The sequence below is a fragment of the Citrobacter sp. Cf087 genome (assembly GCF_030334285.1).
Taxonomy (GTDB): Bacteria; Pseudomonadota; Gammaproteobacteria; order Enterobacterales; family Enterobacteriaceae; genus Citrobacter; species Citrobacter freundii.
In genome coordinates this window covers 1-18717 of the sequence record NZ_JAOWED010000020.1, presented here as the reverse complement: position 1 = coordinate 18717, position 18717 = coordinate 1, and the positions used below count along the sequence as shown (strand labels likewise).

14 protein-coding genes and 1 riboswitch are annotated in these 18717 nt (G+C 52.8%); of the genes, 8 read left to right on the top strand and 6 right to left on the bottom strand.

The genetic code is table 11. The features are described 5' to 3' along the window. Positions 1 to 37: 37 nt before the first annotated feature. The 4 genes from OGV57_RS01370 to argE all read right to left on the bottom strand — a co-directional run bounded on the left by OGV57_RS01370 (position 38) and on the right by argE (position 7059). Positions 38 to 889 carry an AraC family transcriptional regulator gene (locus OGV57_RS01370; RefSeq protein WP_049016212.1) on the bottom strand — a complete coding sequence of 284 codons (852 nt, stop codon included), beginning with the start codon at positions 887 to 889 and terminating at the stop codon, positions 38 to 40. 151 nt (positions 890 to 1040) lie between these two features. Beyond that, complete coding sequence (locus tag OGV57_RS01365) at positions 1041 to 2774, bottom strand: phosphoethanolamine transferase CptA (protein ID WP_054527939.1); 1734 nt, start codon at positions 2772 to 2774, stop codon at positions 1041 to 1043. A 212-nt stretch (positions 2775 to 2986) separates the two neighbouring features. Continuing rightward, positions 2987 to 5638, bottom strand: coding sequence for a phosphoenolpyruvate carboxylase (gene ppc, locus OGV57_RS01360; protein WP_003840542.1), 2652 nt, complete (start codon positions 5636 to 5638; stop codon positions 2987 to 2989). A 269-nt stretch (positions 5639 to 5907) separates the two neighbouring features. Next, a complete protein-coding gene (argE, locus tag OGV57_RS01355) occupies positions 5908 to 7059 on the bottom strand; it encodes an acetylornithine deacetylase (RefSeq protein ID WP_003028848.1) in 1152 nt (383 codons plus the stop codon). Positions 7060 to 7214: 155 nt separating this feature from the next. On the opposite strand from argE, the gene argC reads away from it, so the two are divergent. The 4 genes from argC to oxyR all read left to right on the top strand — a co-directional run bounded on the left by argC (position 7215) and on the right by oxyR (position 11665). Beyond that, positions 7215 to 8219 carry an N-acetyl-gamma-glutamyl-phosphate reductase gene (gene argC, locus OGV57_RS01350; RefSeq protein WP_016151284.1) on the top strand — a complete coding sequence of 335 codons (1005 nt, stop codon included), beginning with the start codon at positions 7215 to 7217 and terminating at the stop codon, positions 8217 to 8219. A gap of 9 nt (positions 8220 to 8228) precedes the next feature. After that, positions 8229 to 9002 carry an acetylglutamate kinase gene (gene argB / locus OGV57_RS01345; RefSeq protein WP_003028854.1) on the top strand — a complete coding sequence of 258 codons (774 nt, stop codon included), beginning with the start codon at positions 8229 to 8231 and terminating at the stop codon, positions 9000 to 9002. A 108-nt stretch (positions 9003 to 9110) separates the two neighbouring features. Continuing rightward, a complete protein-coding gene (gene argH / locus OGV57_RS01340; RefSeq protein WP_003028856.1) occupies positions 9111 to 10484 on the top strand; it encodes an argininosuccinate lyase in 1374 nt (457 codons plus the stop codon). Positions 10485 to 10747: 263 nt separating this feature from the next. Then, entirely contained in the window at positions 10748 to 11665 is a 918-nt protein-coding gene (oxyR, locus tag OGV57_RS01335; RefSeq protein ID WP_286530679.1) for a DNA-binding transcriptional regulator OxyR, read from the top strand. Here the strand turns inward: oxyR and sthA are convergent. Further along, a complete protein-coding gene (gene sthA / locus OGV57_RS01330) occupies positions 11648 to 13048 on the bottom strand; it encodes a Si-specific NAD(P)(+) transhydrogenase (protein WP_003028860.1) in 1401 nt (466 codons plus the stop codon). The two genes, oxyR and sthA, sit on opposite strands and share 18 nt — an antisense overlap. Positions 13049 to 13239: 191 nt before the next feature. Between sthA and fabR the strand changes: the two genes are divergently transcribed. Next, positions 13240 to 13875: an HTH-type transcriptional repressor FabR gene (gene fabR / locus OGV57_RS01325; RefSeq protein ID WP_003028862.1), complete on the top strand. Its 636-nt coding sequence runs from the start codon at positions 13240 to 13242 to the stop codon at positions 13873 to 13875. Between the two features lie 15 nt (positions 13876 to 13890). Then, a complete protein-coding gene (locus OGV57_RS01320) occupies positions 13891 to 14250 on the top strand; it encodes a YijD family membrane protein (protein ID WP_003028863.1) in 360 nt (119 codons plus the stop codon). 82 nt (positions 14251 to 14332) lie between these two features. Here OGV57_RS01320 and trmA read toward each other — a convergent pair whose 3' ends face one another. Continuing rightward, positions 14333 to 15433, bottom strand: coding sequence for a tRNA (uridine(54)-C5)-methyltransferase TrmA (gene trmA, locus OGV57_RS01315; protein ID WP_003028866.1), 1101 nt, complete (start codon positions 15431 to 15433; stop codon positions 14333 to 14335). A gap of 115 nt (positions 15434 to 15548) precedes the next feature. After that, positions 15549 to 15735, top strand: a riboswitch (cobalamin riboswitch). A 65-nt stretch (positions 15736 to 15800) separates the two neighbouring features. On the opposite strand from trmA, the gene btuB reads away from it, so the two are divergent. Together btuB and murI are read left to right on the top strand one after the other, a co-directional pair. Next, positions 15801 to 17639, top strand: coding sequence for a TonB-dependent vitamin B12 receptor BtuB (btuB, locus tag OGV57_RS01310; RefSeq protein ID WP_003840550.1), 1839 nt, complete (start codon positions 15801 to 15803; stop codon positions 17637 to 17639). Next, entirely contained in the window at positions 17584 to 18435 is an 852-nt protein-coding gene (gene murI, locus OGV57_RS01305) for a glutamate racemase (RefSeq protein ID WP_003847829.1), read from the top strand. The genes btuB and murI overlap by 56 nt, the downstream gene beginning before the upstream one ends. Positions 18436 to 18717: the final 282 nt, after the last annotated feature.

Below are 18717 nucleotides of genomic sequence, written 5' to 3'. Positions count from 1 at the left end.
TATTACCTTTGTCTCCGTTTTCTGTCCCAGTATGCGATTATAACTGGTCAGTTTTTTTCTCCGTCAACTGGCTGTGATACTGCCGACGATACTCTGACGGCGAACGTTCAGTATTCTTGCGAAACAGGCGGCAGAAGTAGTTGCTGTCAATAAACCCACAGGTGTGCGCCACGTCTTTGATCTTCAGCTCGTAACCCTTTAACAGCGTTTTTGCGTGTTCCAGTCGCGTGTGGTTCAGGTATTCGTTAAAACCGATAGCGCCCGTTTTTTGAAACAGGTGGGAGAGGTAATTAGGTGAAATGTAAAACGCCTGTGCGACGGATTCACGGGTGAGTGGCGAAGCGTAGCGTTCGTCAATATAGCCGCGAATGGCGTCGAAAAGCGCCTGACTACGTGATGCGGTTTGGATCTGGCTGCCGAGCAGATCGCGACAGTGGCTCAGCAAGCTCGCAACGATTAGCCTGGCCGTTTGCTGCTCCTGCGGCTGCATTTGCATCTCATGGAGCGTTTGCAGCAGAAAAGAGCCAATACGCGGCCCACGCCGAGCGACGTGCTGGTGGGTAAGGTTTTGATATTGCTTGCCGTCCCACTGCACGACGCTGAAACCCAGTTGTTGTTTGCCGAACAGGATGCTGAGTGTGGTGACTGGTGTGACCCACTGCGGAATATTCCAGCCGCCAGCCGGAACAAACAAGACATCGCCGGGGGTAAGCACCTTATCGATGCCAGAATCCGCAAATTCACCTTCCAGCACAATTTCCAGCCGGGGAAAATCGACCTGATACGCCAGTTCCGGCGTTGTGCTATTGGTGCTGGCGAAATAAATCTGCCGCAGCGGCGTGGGGCCGTTAATCAGGCGGGAGAGAAGATGGCTGACGTCGTGATACATGTTAATCCCTTGCAGGCAGCAGACAGGGAAACAGTAACGTTGAAAACAATCGCCCTCAAGTGATTATTGCCGGATGGCGGCTAATGCCATATCCGGCCTACAAGTCTTTGCGAGCTGTAGGCCGGATAAGCGTAGCGCATCCGGCAGACGGTTATTGATTACCGATTTGATCGCCGTAAGGCAGGGAATCGTAATCTATCAGGGCATTTTTCTTGTACGGATTGCCAATCCAGCGGGTTGTCTCTTTGAACTGAGGACTGGTAATGGCGCGAGTTGGATCGAAGCCATCGTAGGTGAAGCCCGCTAAGTCAGACCATGTGTGGATAAGCTCTGAGCTGCTGTATTTACGATTCACATCCTGTGAGAAGTCACGCGGGTGCGCGGCCTGCCATTTTTCCGAAGTCCACAACAGGAACGGCACCGTGTACATATGGCGCGTTGGGTTGTCTTCATTACGACCCTGCGTTTTGTGCGGTGGCGTATCGTAAACCTCTTCGCCATGATCGGAGAAGTACAGCAGGAAGCCGTTCGGATCGGTCGCTTTATAGTCTTTGATCAGGCTGGCAATAATATGATCGTTGTAAACATTCGCGCTGTCGTAATCGTTGTAGGCTTCCAGCTCATCGTTACTCAGACCTGCGGGAACATGGTCGATATTATTGTCGAACTTACCCTGGCCATCCGGATAGCGGAATTTGTACTTAATATGCGTACCCAGCAGATGCACGATGATGAACTTTTTCGGTGCCGGGTCGGCCAGTACTTCTTTAAATGGCGCCAGCACGTTGCTGTCATATTCGCGCGCACTTTGCGTACGCTGCTGGTTCATATAGAACTGTTTATCCGTCTGCTTAGAGAACACCGTCAGCATGGTGTTGCGGGCGGTCATCGTCTGCTGATTAGTGATCCAGAAGGTTTTATAACCCGCCTGTTTCATCATGTTCATCAGGGACGGCTGAGTCAGATACAGATCCGGGTTCTTCTCGTTAGCGAAGGTCAGCGCCTGCTGCAGGATTTCAATGGTGTACGGACGGGAAGTCACGACATTATTGAATACGGTGAAGTTAGGATCGGATTTATGCAGCGCATCCAGTTCTGGCGTCGTTTCACGCGGGTAGCCATACAGGCTCATGCGGCCACGTTGCGTTGATTCGCCAATCACCAGCACCAATGTACGCGGTGCGTCACCTGAGCTGTCTTTAAAGTTAGCCAGCGGCGGCAGGGCATTGTTCTCATTCAGCAGGCTATTGAGCGAGGTCAACTGCTGACGATATTGATAATACCCGGAGATGAATTGCCACGGCGCGGCGGGCTCCATACGTGAAGCAAGGCCATCCAACGTTTTTTCAAACGGCTTATGTTTGATAAATGTGTTCACTGTCATCGGATGCAGAATCAATCCGTATAACAGTGCAAACGACACCAGATAGCGCCAGGGTGATGGAATATGTACCGGACGCAGACGTGTCCATAGCAGAATTGCCATTGCTGTATATGCCAGCGCAATTAAGACGATCTTCAGGCTGAAGTATTGACTCAGGTACTCGCTGGCTTCGTTCGCATTGGTTTCAAACATTACGTACAGAACGCTTTGCGAGAACTCTTGCCCGTAAATGACGTAATAGCTCAGAGCTGCCAGCGAGGCCGCCCATAGAATTACGCCAATGACGGCAGCAATAATGCGGATACCGTTTGGAAATAAGAATACCGGGATCAACCACAGCGAGCTGAACAGCAGGGAGTCGCGTAGGCCGGTAGATCCGCTATAGCCGCTAAAATAGATAACGGCCTGTAGTAATGAGGAAAAAAACCAAAAATAGAGGAGCGCCCAACCCAGGGCTTTCCAGCTAAAGGCGGGTTTAGACTGGAGTTGTAAGGATTGCATAATGTGAGCCTGTCTTTAATCGTAGCGCCAAGAGTAGCGACTAAACATTAAGAGGAACTGAAGCATCACGATCTCAGGATCGTGTTTTGCTGTTGTAATATTCACGTAGTGAATATGTTCAGGCGGGAATATATTGAAAATGAAGTGGTTGTAACAGCTGTTTTTACTGTCGCCTTCGTACAATAGCACGAAGGCGACAGCGGGAGGGGGCGTTAGCCTGTATTGCGCATACCGGCTGCAACACCAGCGATAGTCACCATCAGCGCTTGTTCAACGCGTGGATCCGGTTCATGGCCTTGCTCTTCGGCCTGGCGTGAGCGGTGTAACAATTCTGCCTGTAAGACGTTCAGCGGGTCAGTATAAACATTCCTTAACTGAATGGACTCGGCAATCCACGGCAGGTCGGCCATCAAATGTGAGTCGTTGGCAATCGCCAGTACGACATCGATATCTGCTGCCAGGCGTTGGCGTAGCTCTTCACCCAGCGGCCACAGCTCTTTTTTGACCAGGCGCTGATCGTAATACTCTGCCAGCCACAGGTCTGCTTTCGCGAAAACCATTTCCAGCATGCCAAGGCGTGTGGAGAAGAATGGCCAGTCGCGGCACATCGCTTCGAGTTCGCTTTGCTTACCATCTTCAACCACTTTTTGCAGCGCGGTACCAGCACCAAGCCAGGCCGGGAGCATCAGACGGTTCTGCGTCCAGGCAAAGATCCACGGTATAGCACGCAGAGACTCAACGCCGCCGGTCGGACGACGTTTTGCCGGACGTGAACCGAGCGGCAATTTACCCAGTTCCTGCTCCGGTGTGGCTGAGCGGAAATAAGGGACGAAGTCTTTGTTTTCACGCACATATCCACGGTATAGCTCGCAGGAAATATCGGAAAGCTCATCCATGATATGACGCCAGTTATCCTTCGGTTCTGGCGGTGGTAACAGGTTGGCCTCCAGAATTGCTCCGGTATACAGCGACAGGCTGCTGATGGTCACTTCCGGCAGGCCGTACTTAAAGCGGATCATCTCCCCTTGTTCTGTCACGCGCAGACCGCCTTTCAGACTGCCTGGTGGTTGAGAGAGCAGCGCCGCATGCGCAGGCGCGCCGCCGCGACCAATGGATCCACCGCGACCGTGGAACAGCGTCAGTTCGATACCGGCTTTTTCGCAGGTTTTGATCAGCGCGTCCTGAGCCTGGTATTGCGCCCAGGACGCTGCCATCACGCCCGCGTCTTTTGCGGAATCAGAGTAGCCGATCATGACCATCTGTTTGCCCTGGATAAAGCCGCGGTACCAGTCGATATTCAGAAGCTGGGACATGACGTCATCGGCATTGTTGAGGTCGTCCAGCGTTTCAAATAGCGGAGCGACCGGCATAGCAAAACCAATTCCGGCTTCTTTCAGCAGCAGATGCACGGCCAGCACATCCGACGGCGTTTTCGCCATCGAGATAACATAGGCGGCAATGGAGCCATACGGGGCTTCGGCAATGACCTGACAGGTGTCGAGCACTTCACGGGTGTCATTGCTCGGCTCCCAGTTACGCGGCAGGAGCGGACGCTTGGAATTCAGTTCGCGGATCAGGAACGCTTGTTTATCCGCTTCTGACCAGTTTTCGTAGTCGCCAATGCCCAGATAACGAGTCAGCTCGCCCAGGGCTTCAGTATGGCGGGTGCTTTCCTGACGAATATCAATACGCACCAGCGGCACGCCGAAACACTTCACGCGCCTAAGGGTGTCGAGCAATTCGCCATTGGCGATAATGCCCATACCACAGGCCTGTAGAGACTGGTAGCACGCGTAAAGCGGGTCCCAGAGCTGTTCGTTTTGGGTGAGAAGTCCCGCAGGTTTCGGCAATTTCTCGCCTTTCAGACGGGCTTCAAGCCAGGCCTGGGTCGCCATCAGACGAGAACGCAGGGTTTTCATCAGATAGCGGTATGGTTCAGCTGCGCCTTCTTCGCCTACCAGCGCCATCAGCTCCGGCGTGGCATCCACCATCGACAGCTCAGAAATCAGAAACTGGATGTCTTTCAGGAACAGGTCTGTCGCTTTCCAGCGGCTGAGCAATAGCACGTGACGGGTGATATCCGCCGTTACGTTCGGGTTGCCGTCACGGTCGCCGCCCATCCAGGAGGTAAATCGAACCGGGACAAAATCAACCGGCAGCTTATATCCAAGATGCTCTTCCAGTTGTTCATTCAGCTCGCGCAGGTAGTTCGGCACACCTTCCCACAGGCTGTTTTCAACAACCGCGAATCCCCATTTAGCTTCATCAACCGGGCTTGGGCGCAGTTTGCGGATTTCATCCGTATGCCAGGACTGAGCAATGAGCTGACGCAGACGGCGCATCAGTTGGTTGCGTTCATAATCGACGAGGTCTTTGTTATCAAGCTGCTTGAGGCAGGCGTTCACTTCACCCATTTTATGGATCAGCGTACGACGAGTGATCTCGGTCGGGTGGGCGGTGAGTACCAGCTCCAGAGAGAGTGATTCTACGGCTTTCTTGATGGTGGCGTCATTGAGGTTGGGCTGCTCTTTCAGTTTACGCAGAGTGCGAGCAATCACTTCCGGGTTGCTGGCGGCTTCGCCTTTTGGCGAAATGCTGTGGTGCTGCTCGGCGGTGTTGGCCAGGTTCAGGAACTGGCTAAATGCGCGGGCAACCGGCAGCAGCTCGTCGTTAGACAGATTTTGCAGTGTGGTGAGCAATTCCTGGCGATTAATTTCATTGCCAGCGCGAGATGATTTGGACAGCTTTCGAATTGTTTCTACGCGATCAAGAATGTTCTCTCCCAACGCATCCTTGATGGTCTCTCCCAGCACTTTGCCGAGCATACTGACATTACTACGCAACGCGGAATATTGTTCGTTCATATTAACCCAGACACCCCATCTATTTTGAATATGTCCTGTATCTTTCGCGCCTGACTATCACGCAAAATCTTGCGGACTTAACTTTTTAGCCGTCTTTTATAAAGCCACGTAAAACACGTGACGTCAATTGCTGCGAAATCGGTTCAGCAAACGAATAAATGCCGTGAATTTACGTTATTTAATTCACATCCAATCAAATAAGCGTTGCTTATGGAAATGTTAAAAAATCGCCCCGCTTACCACTAAGGGATTAGCGGGGTGACAAGCAGTTAATGCCAGCAGAAATGGTGCACAACCTGAGTGATTAATTCGCGGGTTGGCTTAATAAAGCGCGTTTCCAGATACTCATCCGGCTGATGCGCCTGATTAATGGAGCCTGGACCCAACACCAGCGTTGGGCAAAGCGTCTGGATAAACGGCGCTTCGGTGCAATAGTTCACCACTTCAGTCTGTGCGCCCAGCAGTTTCTCAACCACCTCTACCAGTTGATGGTCAGGTGGGCACTCATAGCCGGGAATCGGCGGATGCAGTTCCGATACGGTCAGGCGACCCGGCCAACGTTCGCTGACAGGGGCCAGCGCTTCGTTAAGTAACCCATTGAGATCGTTTAGCGTCATACCCGGTAGCGGGCGAATATCCATATGCAGTTCGCAGCAGGCGCAGATTCGGTTGGCGGCGTCACCGCCGTGGATGTGGCCCAAATTTAACGTTGGATACGGGACGGTAAAGGCATCATGGTGATAGCGCGCTTTCAGGTCATCGCGCAGATGCATGATATGGCCGATGGCATCATGCATCAGTTCAATCGCATTAACGCCACGCGCCGGATCGCTTGAATGACCCGACTGTCCCAGAATGCGTATCGCATTAGAGATATGGCCTTTGTGCGCGCGCACCGGTTGCAGGGATGTGGGTTCGCCAATGATCGCGCAGTCCGGGCGCAGAGCGGTAGTTTCAGAGAAGTAGCGAGCTCCCGCCATGCTGGTCTCTTCGTCAGCAGTGGCCAGAATGTACAGGGGTTTTTTCAGTTTCGTGACGTCGACATCACGCAACGCGTCGAGGATAAAGGCGAAGAAGCCTTTCATATCCGCCGTACCCAAACCATACAGCTTATTGTCATGCTCGGTTAGAGTGAACGGATCGCGGGTCCAGCGTCCGTCGTCAAAGGGTACGGTATCGGTATGGCCCGCCAACAACAGGCCGCCAGCGCCCTGTCCAATGCTCGCCAGCATATTGAATTTATTTCGCGTATCGGGAACCGGTTGGACCTCCACATTGAAGCCTAAATCTTTAAACCAGCCCGCCAGCAGAGTGATTAAACCTGCATTGCTTTGATCGAGTGCTTCTTCGGTGGCACTGATCGATGGCGTGGCAATCAGAGCGCGGTAAATCTCGATAAATGGCGGTAAATTGTTTTTCATTGTTGACACACCTCGGGTCATGATAGTATCAATATTCATGCAGTATTTGTGAATAAAAATACATTAACGTTGAGCGTAATAAAACCCACCAAGTGTAAGGTGAGGTGATAAAGGCTTATACCTGGCAACAGAATCTAAGAAGGTGAGCTGCCCCGATGTTGAATACGCTGATTGTGGGCGCCAGTGGCTATGCCGGCGCAGAGCTTGTGACCTATGTAAATCGCCATCCTGATATGACCATAACCGCTTTGACCGTCTCAGCGCAAAGCAATGATGCAGGAAAATTAATCTCCGATTTGCATCCGCAGTTGAAAGGCATTGTCGATTTACCGTTGCAGCCAATGTCAGATATCAGCGAGTTTAGCGCAGGGGTGGATGTTGTGTTCCTCGCAACGGCTCATGAGGTGAGTCATGACCTGGCTCCGCAGTTTTTGCAGGCCGGTTGCGTGGTGTTTGACCTTTCGGGCGCGTTTCGCGTAAACGACGGCGCGTTCTATGAAAAATATTATGGCTTTACGCATCAGCATCCTGAGCTGCTGGAGCAGGCCGTTTATGGGCTGGCGGAGTGGAACGCGGACAAACTGAAAGAAGCGAATCTGATTGCTGTGCCAGGTTGTTACCCGACGGCGGCGCAGCTTTCGCTGAAACCGTTGATTGATGCCGGGCTGCTGGATCTCAGCCAGTGGCCGGTAATTAATGCGACCAGCGGCGTGAGCGGTGCGGGGCGTAAAGCGGCTATCTCCAACAGCTTTTGTGAGGTGAGCCTGCAGCCGTATGGCGTGTTTACCCATCGTCATCAGCCGGAAATCGCCACTCATCTGGGGACAGAAGTGATTTTCACCCCGCATCTGGGTAACTTCCCGCGCGGAATTCTGGAAACTATCACTTGCCGCCTTAAGGCGGGCGTAACCCATGCTCAGGTGGCTCAGGCGCTGCAACAGGCGTATGGCGATAAACCGCTGGTGCGTCTGTATGACAAAGGGGTTCCGGCGCTGAAGAATGTGGTTGGATTACCGTTCTGCGATATCGGGTTTGCCGTACAGGGTGAACACCTGATCGTCGTGGCGACGGAAGACAACTTATTGAAAGGCGCGGCGGCACAGGCGATGCAGTGCGCAAATATTCGTTTTGGCTTTGCCCAAACGCAGTCTCTTATTTAGGGTGCAACAATGAATCCATTAATTATCAAGTTGGGCGGCGTTTTACTGGATAGCGAAGAGGCGCTGGAGCGCTTGTTTACCGCACTGGTGAATTATCGTGAGTCGCACCAGCGTCCGCTGGTCATTGTGCACGGTGGCGGCTGTGTGGTTGACGAGCTAATGAAGCAGCTGAATCTGCCGGTGAAAAAGAAAAATGGTCTGCGCGTCACGCCTGCCGATCAAATTGACATTATTACCGGTGCTCTGGCAGGAACGGCGAATAAAACCTTGCTGGCCTGGGCGAAAAAGCATCACATCGCGTCTGTGGGTCTGTATCTTGGCGATGGCGACAGCGTAAAAGTGACGCCGCTCGATAAAGAACTGGGTCATGTTGGACTGGCGCAGCCGGGTTCGCCTAAGCTGATTAACACGCTGCTGGAAAGCGGCTTTCTGCCGGTAGTGAGCTCTATTGGCGTCACTGATGATGGGCTGCTGATGAACGTGAATGCCGATCAGGCGGCAACGGCGCTGGCGGCAACGCTGGGTGCGGATCTGATCCTGCTCTCTGATGTGAGCGGTATTCTGGATGGCAAAGGCCAGCGTATTGCCGAAATGACTGCAGCGAAAGCGGAACAGTTGATTGAACAGGGCATTATTACCGATGGCATGATCGTGAAGGTGAATGCGGCGCTGGATGCCGCGCGTACGCTGGGTCGACCGGTGGATATCGCCTCCTGGCGTCATGCAGAGCAACTCCCGGCGCTGTTTAACGGCACGCCAATTGGTACGCGTATTCTGGCTTAACTACTAATGTGCCGGATGGCGGCTTCGCCTTATCCGGCCTACGTGGGTTTTGTAGGCCCGGTAAGCGCAGCGCCACCGGGCAAAAATATCATATTAAGGAAATTCGTTATGGCACTTTGGGGTGGGCGTTTTACACAGGCAGCAGATCAGCGGTTCAAACAGTTCAACGACTCATTGCGTTTTGACTACCGCCTGGCAGAACAGGATATTGTTGGCTCTGTGGCCTGGTCCAAAGCGTTGGTAACGGTCGGTGTACTGACTGCTGATGAACAGCTGCGGTTGGAAGAGGCGCTGAATAATCTGCTGGAAGAGGTTCGTGCGAATCCTCAGCAGATTCTGCAAAGCGATGCCGAAGATATTCACAGTTGGGTGGAAGGTAAGCTGATTGATAAAGTCGGCCAGCTTGGTAAAAAACTGCATACCGGACGTAGCCGTAACGACCAGGTCGCGACCGATCTCAAGCTGTGGTGCAAAGACACGGTTATCGAATTACTATCGGCCAATCGTCAGTTGCAAACTGCGCTGGTGGTGACGGCGGAGAATAACCAGGACGCCGTCATGCCGGGTTACACCCACCTGCAACGTGCGCAGCCGGTGACGTTTGCTCACTGGTGTCTGGCCTATGTTGAAATGTTGGCGCGTGACGAGAGCCGCCTGCAGGATGCGCTCAAACGCCTGGACGTCAGTCCGTTAGGCTGCGGCGCGCTGGCGGGTACGGCGTATGAAATCGATCGCGAGCAGCTGGCGGGTTGGTTGGGCTTTGCCTCGGCTACGCGCAACAGTCTGGACAGCGTTTCTGACCGTGACCACGTTCTGGAGTTACTCTCAGACGCCTCTATCGGCATGGTACACCTGTCGCGTTTTGCTGAAGACCTGATTTTCTTTAACACCGGCGAAGCGGGCTTTGTCGAGCTGTCCGATCGTGTGACTTCGGGTTCATCTTTGATGCCGCAGAAGAAAAATCCGGATGCGCTGGAGCTGATCAGAGGTAAATGCGGTCGCGTGCAGGGTGCGCTGACCGGCATGATGATGACGTTAAAAGGCCTCCCGCTGGCATACAATAAAGATATGCAGGAAGACAAAGAAGGGCTGTTCGACGCGCTCGACACCTGGCTGGACTGTCTGCATATGGCCGCGCTGGTGCTGGATGGTATCCAGGTGAAACGTCCGCGTTGTCAGGAAGCGGCGCAGCAGGGCTATGCTAACGCCACTGAACTGGCGGATTATCTGGTGGCGAAAGGTGTCCCGTTCCGCGAAGCGCACCATATCGTAGGTGAAACGGTGGTCGAGGCGATTCGACAGGGCAAACCGCTGGAGGCGCTGTCGCTTGCTGACTTACAAAAGTTTAGCCAGGTGATTGGCGATGACGTTTACCCGATCCTCTCGTTGCAATCGTGCCTGGACAAGCGTGCGGCGAAAGGCGGCGTGTCACCCCAGCAGGTTGCACAGGCGATCGACTACGCGAAGGCGCGTCTGGCATAAATTGATGGGTAATCATTCGAGCCTGGCGTCACGCCGGGCTTTTTTATGCAAAAAAAATGCGGACACAAGGTCCGCAAAAGTTCACGTTGGCTTTAGTTATTTCGAGTATGAGAGAAACTCTCAAAACGGACAGTAGCTTCAAGGGTTAAAGGGGTACCGTTCCGTTTCTGTGGTGCATTATTAAACAGAAAGCTTGATAGGGATAATCGTTCGTTGCTATGCTACCTATCGCTACGAACTATCGTGGCGATGGAGGATGAATAATGAATATTCGTGATCTTGAATACCTGGTAGCGCTAGCCGAACATCGTCACTTCCGACGAGCGGCAGACTCCTGTCACGTTAGCCAACCAACGCTGAGCGGGCAGATCCGCAAGCTGGAAGATGAGCTTGGCGTCATGTTGTTGGAGCGTACGAGTCGCAAGGTGCTGTTCACCCAGGCTGGTTTGCTGCTGGTGGATCAGGCGCGCACCGTGCTGCGCGAGGTCAAAGTGCTCAAGGAGATGGCAAGCCAACAAGGCGAGACAATGTCTGGCCCGCTGCATATTGGTTTGATCCCAACGGTGGGGCCATACCTGCTGCCGCATATTATTCCGATGTTGCACCAGACCTTCCCAAAACTGGAAATGTATCTCCATGAAGCGCAGACACATCAGCTGTTAGCGCAACTGGATAGCGGCAAGCTCGACTGCGTCATTCTGGCGCTGGTGAAAGAGAGTGAGGCGTTCATCGAAGTACCGCTATTTGATGAGCCTATGCTGCTGGCGATCTATGAAGATCATCCGTGGGCAAACCGTGACTGTGTACCGATGTCCGATCTGGCGGGTGAAAAACTGCTGATGCTGGAAGATGGCCACTGCCTGCGCGATCAGGCAATGGGCTTCTGCTTTGAAGCGGGTGCTGATGAAGATACCCATTTTCGGGCAACCAGTCTGGAAACGCTGCGTAACATGGTGGCGGCAGGAAGCGGTATTACCTTACTGCCTGCGCTGGCTGTTCCGCCGGAGCGTAAGCGTGATGGTGTCGTTTATCTGCCAGGCATTAAACCCGAACCGCGTCGTACGATTGGTCTGGTGTACCGTCCTGGTTCGCCGCTGCGCAGCCGTTATGAACAGTTGGCAGAGGCCATCCGTGGATCAATGGATGGCCATTTCGACAGTGCGTTAAAACAGGCGGTTTAAGCCATTTAGCGCTGCTACCCGATAGGCTTCTGCCATGGTTGGGTAGTTAAAGGTGGTGTTAACGAAGTACTCGATAGTGTTACCACCACCTTTTTGCTCCATTATCGCTTGCCCGATGTGAATAATTTCGGCCGCGCGCTCCCCAAAGCAGTGGATCCCCAGAATCTCTTTGGTTTCGCGATGGAACAGGATCTTCAGCGTTCCGACACTCATACCCACGATTTGCGCACGTGCCAGATGCTTAAACTGGGCGCGGCCAACCTCGTATGGAACTTTCATTGCCGTGAGTTGCTGTTCGGTTTTACCAACGGAGCTGATTTCTGGAATGGTATAAATCCCGGTCGGGATATCTTCAATCAGATGTGCGGTGGCTTCGCCTTTTACCAACGCCTGGGCGGCAATGCGTCCCTGGTCGTAGGCCGCCGATGCCAGGCTCGGATAACCGATCACATCCCCTACGGCATACACATGCGGCAACGCCGTCTGGTACATGCTATTCACTTTGAGCTGCCCACGGCTGTCGGTTTTCAGACCAATGTTTTCCAGCGCCAGCGAATCGGTATTACCGGTACGGCCATTGGCGTACAACAGGCAGTCTGCCTTCAGTTTCTTACCGGATTTCAGGTGCATGATGACGCCGTCATCGCAGCCTTCAATCTTCTCATACTCTTCGTTGTGGCGAATGACCACACCGCTGTTCCAGAAGTGGTAAGAGAGCGAGTCGGACATCTCTTGATCGAGGAATGCCAGCAGACGATCGCGGGTGTTGATTAAATCAACTTTGACATCCATTCCACGGAAGATCGACGCATATTCACAGCCAATGACCCCCGCGCCATAAATCAGCACATGGCGGGGTTCGTGGTGTAGGCTCAGGATAGAGTCGCTGTCGTAAACCCGGGGATGCGAAAAGTCGACATCAACAGGGCGATAAGGACGCGAACCGCAGGCAATAACAAACTTATCCGCAGTCAGCGTTTCCACCGTACCGTCGTGACATTCGAGGGCGATCGTGTGTTCATCAACAAAACGGGCATTCCCCTGCAAAATTTCGCAGTGATTGCGCTCGTAAAATCCTTGCCGCATACGCGTTTGCTGATTAATAACGTTATCAGCGTGGTTGAGAATATCGGCAAAAGAAGAACGAAGGAGTCGGGAGTGGTCGCTGTACAGTGGGTTCTGATTGAATTCAATAATGCGGCTGACGGCGTGGCGGAGGGCTTTCGACGGGATGGTGCCCCAGTGGGTACAGCCTCCGCCGACGTTATGATAGCGCTCAATCACCGCGACGCGCGCTCCTTGCTTAACCAGACCCATTGCAGCGCCTTCGCCGCCGGGACCGGAACCTATTACTATTGCATCGTAATCGTAGGAATGTGACATGGTCAGGCTTACCTGTTCTTATACATAAAAGCAACAGAATAGTAACATCGTTGTCAGGATAACCCAATTATCGTTGTGCTTTTTTGCGAAGTCGAAGCACAAACTGCGCGTAAACAATCATTCACAAAGCCATGCCAACCGCCTAATCTCTGGTATAGTGCCAGCAAGGTATGTGGAAGGATTCAGACATCGTGATGGGCGTTAGAGCGCAACAAAAAGAAAAAACCCGGCGTTCGCTGGTAGAAGCCGCATTTAGTCAACTGAGCGCTGAGCGTAGTTTTGCCAGCCTCAGTTTACGCGAAGTTGCTCGTGAAGCGGGCATTGCGCCAACCTCGTTTTATCGCCATTTCCGCGATGTGGATGAACTCGGCCTGACGATGGTGGACGAAAGCGGTCTGATGCTGCGTCAATTGATGCGCCAGGCGCGCCAGCGTATCGCGAAGGGCGGGAGTGTGATCCGCACCTCGGTCTCAACATTTATGGAGTTCATCGGCAACAATCCCAACGCCTTCCGTTTATTATTGCGCGAGCGTTCGGGGACATCCGCAGCGTTTCGTGCAGCGGTCGCACGTGAAATTCAGCACTTCATTGCGGAACTTGCGGACTATCTGGAACTCGAAAACCATATGCCTCGTGCGTTTACTGAAGCGCAAGCCGAAGCCATGGTAACCATTGTTTTTAGCGCCGGGGCAGAAGCACTGGATGTTGGCGCTGAACAGCGTCGACAGCTAGAAGAGCGGCTGGTATTGCAACTGCGCATGATCGCGAAAGGCGCATTTTATTGGTACCGCCGTGAACAAGAGAAGATGACGCACCACTCCGAGTAACGAGAAGGACAAGCAATGAAACAGTCAGGTCAAGATAAAGGTACGCTGCTGCTGGCGCTGGTTGCTGGCTTATCGATCAATGGTACATTTGCGGCGCTGTTTAGCTCCATTGTGCCATTCTCCGTATTCCCGATTATTTCGCTGGTGCTGACGGTTTATTGTTTGCATCAACGCTATCAGAACCGCACCATGCCTGTGGGATTGCCGGGCCTGGCCGCCGCCTGTTTTATTCTCGGTGTTCTGCTGTACAGCACCGTGGTACGCGCTGAATATCCGGATATTGGCTCTAACTTCTTCCCGGCGGTGCTGTCGGTGATTCTGGTGTTCTGGATCGGCTTTAAAGTGCGTAACCGTAAACAGGAAATTGTGGAGTAATAGTTGTCGCTGTAGGCCGGATAAGGCAAAGCCGCTATCCGGCAATCTGAACCGGTAGTGCTTATCCGGCTTCCGTTCAGTCTTACTTCTTCGTTAACAGTACTCCGCACTCCATATGGTGCGTATACGGGAACTGATCGAATAGCGCCAGACGTGAAACATTGTGCGTCTGGCTTAACGTTTCCAGGTTCTTACACAGCGTCTCCGGATTGCAGGAGATGTACAGAATGCGCGGATACGCCTGCACCATTTTCTCCGTTTCGCTGTCCAGACCGCTGCGCGGTGGGTCAACGAAGATAGTTTCACACTGGTAACTCTTCAGATCGATTCCCTGCAAACGGTTGAACTCGCGAACACCGTTCATCGCCTGTGTAAACTCTTCGGCCGCCATGCGGATAATTTGTACGTTATCAATATGGTTAGCCGCGATGTTGTACTGTGCAGCAGCCACGGACGGTTTGGCGATTTCAGTGGCCAGTACGCGGTTGAAGTTTTGCGCCAGGGCTAACGAGAAATTGCCATTGCCGCAATACAGCTCCAGCAGGTCGCCTTTTGAGCCCCTGGTGACATCAATCGCCCACTCTAACATCTGAATATTCATGGCGGCGTTTGGCTGGGTGAAGCTGTTCTCAACCTGGCGGTAGATAATCTCTTTACCTGCAACCGGCAAGCGTTCGTCAATGTAGTCCTGGTCCAGCTCAATTTTGGTTTTGGTAGCCCGACCAATCAAATGCACGTTCAGGTTTTGCGCCCGCAGCGCATCTCGCAGCGCTTCGGCTTCCTTACGCCATTCATCATCCAGCTTTTTATGGTACAGCATCGAAACCACCGCCTGATCGCTCAGGGTTGTGAGGTAATCAATCTGAAACAGTTTGTGGCGCAGGACGTGGTTGTTGCGAACGCCGTCGATCATTGCCGTCATTAGCGTGTTGATGAGCTCGCTGGCAGCCGGGAAGCTGTCGACGCGAATACGGTTTTTGGTCTGGCTGTCGAACATGATGTGGTACAGGTCATCACCGTCATGCCACAGGCGGAATTCGGCGCGCATACGGTAATGGCTGACCGGTGAGCGAAACACTTCCGGAGCCTGTGCATAAAATGGCGTCATTAAGCTCTGCAGACGCACTACTTTCTCAGCTAACTGGGCGTCGTACTGTTCTGTCGGAAGGTGTTCGGGGGTCATGATGCGTCCTGAAAAATAAAAGTACGCGGGGATTGTAGGGATTGCTCAACAGATGTCCAGTCATTGATGATTTCCGATAATGTGATACGCGGTCTGGACACCAGGTTGTAACAAACTGTAGCATCCGTTTTCCGGTCCTGTGAGTTAAAAGGGAATCCAGTGTAAATCTGGAGCTGACGCGCAGCGGTAAGGAAGGTAAGAGATGAGCGCACCTGGTGCAGACACTGCGGATTGCCGCGGGAAGTCATCGTCTCTTTAAGTCGCCTCCAAGCCCGAAGACCTGCCGGCTAACGTCGCATCTGGTTTTCATCATCGCGTACTATCGGTGGGACCTGCGGCATCCTTCTTAAATTGTGGATGCTTTACAATGATCAAAAAATCATTGCTGTGCACGGCGCTGTCCGTCACGGCATTTTCTGGTTGGGCACAGGACACTCGCCCGGATACTCTCGTCGTCACTGCCAACCGTTTTCAGCAGCCTCGTAGCGCAGTACTCGCTCCTATTACCGTTGTTACGCGTCAGGATATCGATCGCTGGCAATCTACCTCCGTGAATGATGTGCTTCGTCGCCTGCCTGGCGTCGATATCGCTCAATACGGTGGTATGGGACAAAACTCGTCTATCTCTATTCGCGGCACCAACGCCAGCCATGTTCTGGTGCTGATTGACGGCGTGCGCCTGAACCTGGCAGGGGTTAGCGGCGCAGCCGATCTCAGCCAGTTCCCGGTCTCGTTAGTGCAGCGTATCGAATACATTCGAGGGCCGCGTTCGGCGGTTTATGGTTCTGATGCGATTGGCGGCGTGGTGAATATCATTACCACGCGCGAAAAGCCGGGGACGGAACTGACCGCTGGCGTGGGAAGCAATGGCTACCAGAATTACGATGTCTCAACCCAACAACAGCTCGGCGAAAATACGCGCGTCACGCTGATGGGCGATTATGCCTATACCAAAGGCTTTGATGTTGTAGCATACGGCAGCACCGGCTCTCAGGCTCAGCCCGATAAAGACGGTTTTTTAAGTAAAACGCTGTATGGCGCGCTGGAACACAACTTTTCCGATACATGGAGCGGGTTTGTTCGCGGTTATGGTTATGATAACCGCACGAATTACGACTCATATTACTCTCCTGGCTCGCCGCTCCTCGATACCCGAAAACTCTACAGCCAAAGCTGGGATGCCGGACTGCGTTTTAATGGCGAGCTTATCCAGTCGCAGCTGGTTTCGAGCTATAGCCATAGCAAAGACTACAACTATGATCCGGATTATGGCCGCTATGATTCCTCGGCCACACTGGATGAGATGAAGCAATATAATGTGCAGTGGTCAAACAGCATAGTGGTTGGTCATGGTAATGTGGGCGCTGGTGTCGACTGGCAAAAGCAAACTACGGAGCCTGGCACCGGGTATGTCACGGACGGTTACGACCAGCGAAATACCGGCCTCTACTTGACGGGATTACAGCAACTGGGTGATTTCACTTTCGAAGGTGCTGCGCGCAGTGATGATAACTCCGAGTTTGGACGTCATGGCACATGGCAAACCAGCGCCGGATGGGAGTTTATTGAAGGCTATCGCTTTATTGCGTCCTACGGTACATCTTACAAAGCACCTAATCTCGGGCAGTTGCATGGTTATTACGGCAATTCGAACCTGGATCCTGAACAAAGTAAGCAATGGGAAGGGGCGTTTGAAGGCTTAACGGCGGGTGTGAACTGGCGAGTTTCAGGGTATCGTAACGATATCGATGACATGATCGATTATGACCCACATACCGAGAAATACTTTAACGAAGGTAAAGTACGCATTAAAGGCGTTGAAGCGACCGCAAACTTTGATACCGGACCGCTGGCACATACGTTGAGCTACGATTATGTCGATTCGCGCAATGCAATTACGGACAAGCCGCTCGCACGACGTTCTAAACAGCAGGTGAAATACCAGCTTGACTGGCAGGTCTATGATTTTGACTGGGGCCTGACGTATCACTACCTGGGAACGCGTTATGACACGGACTACGTAACCTACCAGCCGGTAAAAATGGGAGGAGTTAGCCTGTGGGATCTTGCCGTGTCATATCCAATCACCTCACAGCTGACAGTTCGTGGTAAAATCGCCAACCTGTTCGATAAAGATTACGAGACAGTTTATGGCTACGCAACTGCAGGACGGGAATACACCTTGTCTGGCAGCTACACCTTCTGATCCCCGTCCCACCGTGCTGGTGTTTGATTCCGGCGTCGGTGGGTTGTCGGTCTATGACGAGATCCGGCGTCTTCTGCCGGATCTCCACTATATCTACGCTTTCGACAACGTCGCCTTTCCTTATGGAGAGAAGAGCGAGGAGTTTATCGTCGAGCGTGTTGTTGAGATTGTGACTGCTGTCCAGCAGCGCTATCCCCTTTCTCTTGCGGTAATCGCATGTAATACAGCAAGCACGGTGTCGCTTCCTGCGTTACGTGAGAAGTTTGCCTTCCCGGTTGTAGGCGTCGTTCCTGCTATTAAACCGGCGGCGCGACTCACGGCGAATGGCGTTGTGGGACTGCTGGCTACGCGTGCAACGGTGAAGCGCTCGTATACCCATGAGCTGATTGCGCGGTTTGCTAACGAATGCCAAATTGCAATGTTGGGTTCTGCTGAGTTGGTGGAACTGGCGGAAGCGAAGCTGCACGGCGAAACGGTCTCTCTGGAAGAGCTGCGGCGTATTCTGCGTCCGTGGCTGCGGATGTCGGAACCACCCGATACGGTAGTGCTCGGTTGCACTCATTTCCCTCTATTACAGGAAGAGCTTTTACAGGTCCTGCCCGAGGGGACGCGGCTGGTGGATTCTGGTGCCGCGATTGCGCGCCGCACGGCCTGGTTATTAGAACATGAAGCGCCAGATGCGAAATCAACCGATGAGAACGTTGCATTTTGTATGGCAATGACGACAGAAGCCGAACAACTATTGCCCGTGCTACAGCGCTATGGCTTTAAAACGCTCGAAAAACTGTCAGTTTAAGTGGTTTTGATGAAAAAATACGCACTCGGAAGATTATTTTAAATTTCCCCTTGTCAGCCCGAAATAACTCCCTATAATGCGCCTCCACTGACACGGAACAACGGATTACAAGCCGCCGGGTCAGCGGGGTTCTCCTGAGAATCTCGTAGAGAAAAGCAAAAATAAATGCTTGACTCTGAATGAGGAAAACGTAATATACGGGACCTCGCGACAGAGCGCTAAAGCGCGTCGCAACTGCTCTTTAACAATTTATCAGACAATCTGTGTGGGCACTCGAAGATA

Bases quoted from the DNA above. Each gene is read 5' to 3' on its own strand.
- ppc (WP_003840542.1), bottom strand. From the start codon at position 5,638: ATGAACGAACAATATTCCGCGTTGCGTAGTAATGTCAGTATGCTCGGC.
- murI (WP_003847829.1), top strand. From the start codon at position 17,584: ATGGCTACGCAACTGCAGGACGGGAATACACCTTGTCTGGCAGCTACA.
- oxyR (WP_286530679.1), top strand. From the start codon at position 10,748: ATGAATATTCGTGATCTTGAATACCTGGTAGCGCTAGCCGAACATCGT.
- argH (WP_003028856.1), top strand. From the start codon at position 9,111: ATGGCACTTTGGGGTGGGCGTTTTACACAGGCAGCAGATCAGCGGTTC.
- argB (WP_003028854.1), top strand. From the start codon at position 8,229: ATGAATCCATTAATTATCAAGTTGGGCGGCGTTTTACTGGATAGCGAA.
- btuB (WP_003840550.1), top strand. From the start codon at position 15,801: ATGATCAAAAAATCATTGCTGTGCACGGCGCTGTCCGTCACGGCATTT.
- OGV57_RS01370 (WP_049016212.1), bottom strand. From the start codon at position 889: ATGTATCACGACGTCAGCCATCTTCTCTCCCGCCTGATTAACGGCCCC.
- argE (WP_003028848.1), bottom strand. From the start codon at position 7,059: ATGAAAAACAATTTACCGCCATTTATCGAGATTTACCGCGCTCTGATT.
- trmA (WP_003028866.1), bottom strand. From the start codon at position 15,433: ATGACCCCCGAACACCTTCCGACAGAACAGTACGACGCCCAGTTAGCT.
- sthA (WP_003028860.1), bottom strand. From the start codon at position 13,048: ATGTCACATTCCTACGATTACGATGCAATAGTAATAGGTTCCGGTCCC.
- argC (WP_016151284.1), top strand. From the start codon at position 7,215: ATGTTGAATACGCTGATTGTGGGCGCCAGTGGCTATGCCGGCGCAGAG.
- OGV57_RS01320 (WP_003028863.1), top strand. From the start codon at position 13,891: ATGAAACAGTCAGGTCAAGATAAAGGTACGCTGCTGCTGGCGCTGGTT.
- OGV57_RS01365 (WP_054527939.1), bottom strand. From the start codon at position 2,774: ATGCAATCCTTACAACTCCAGTCTAAACCCGCCTTTAGCTGGAAAGCC.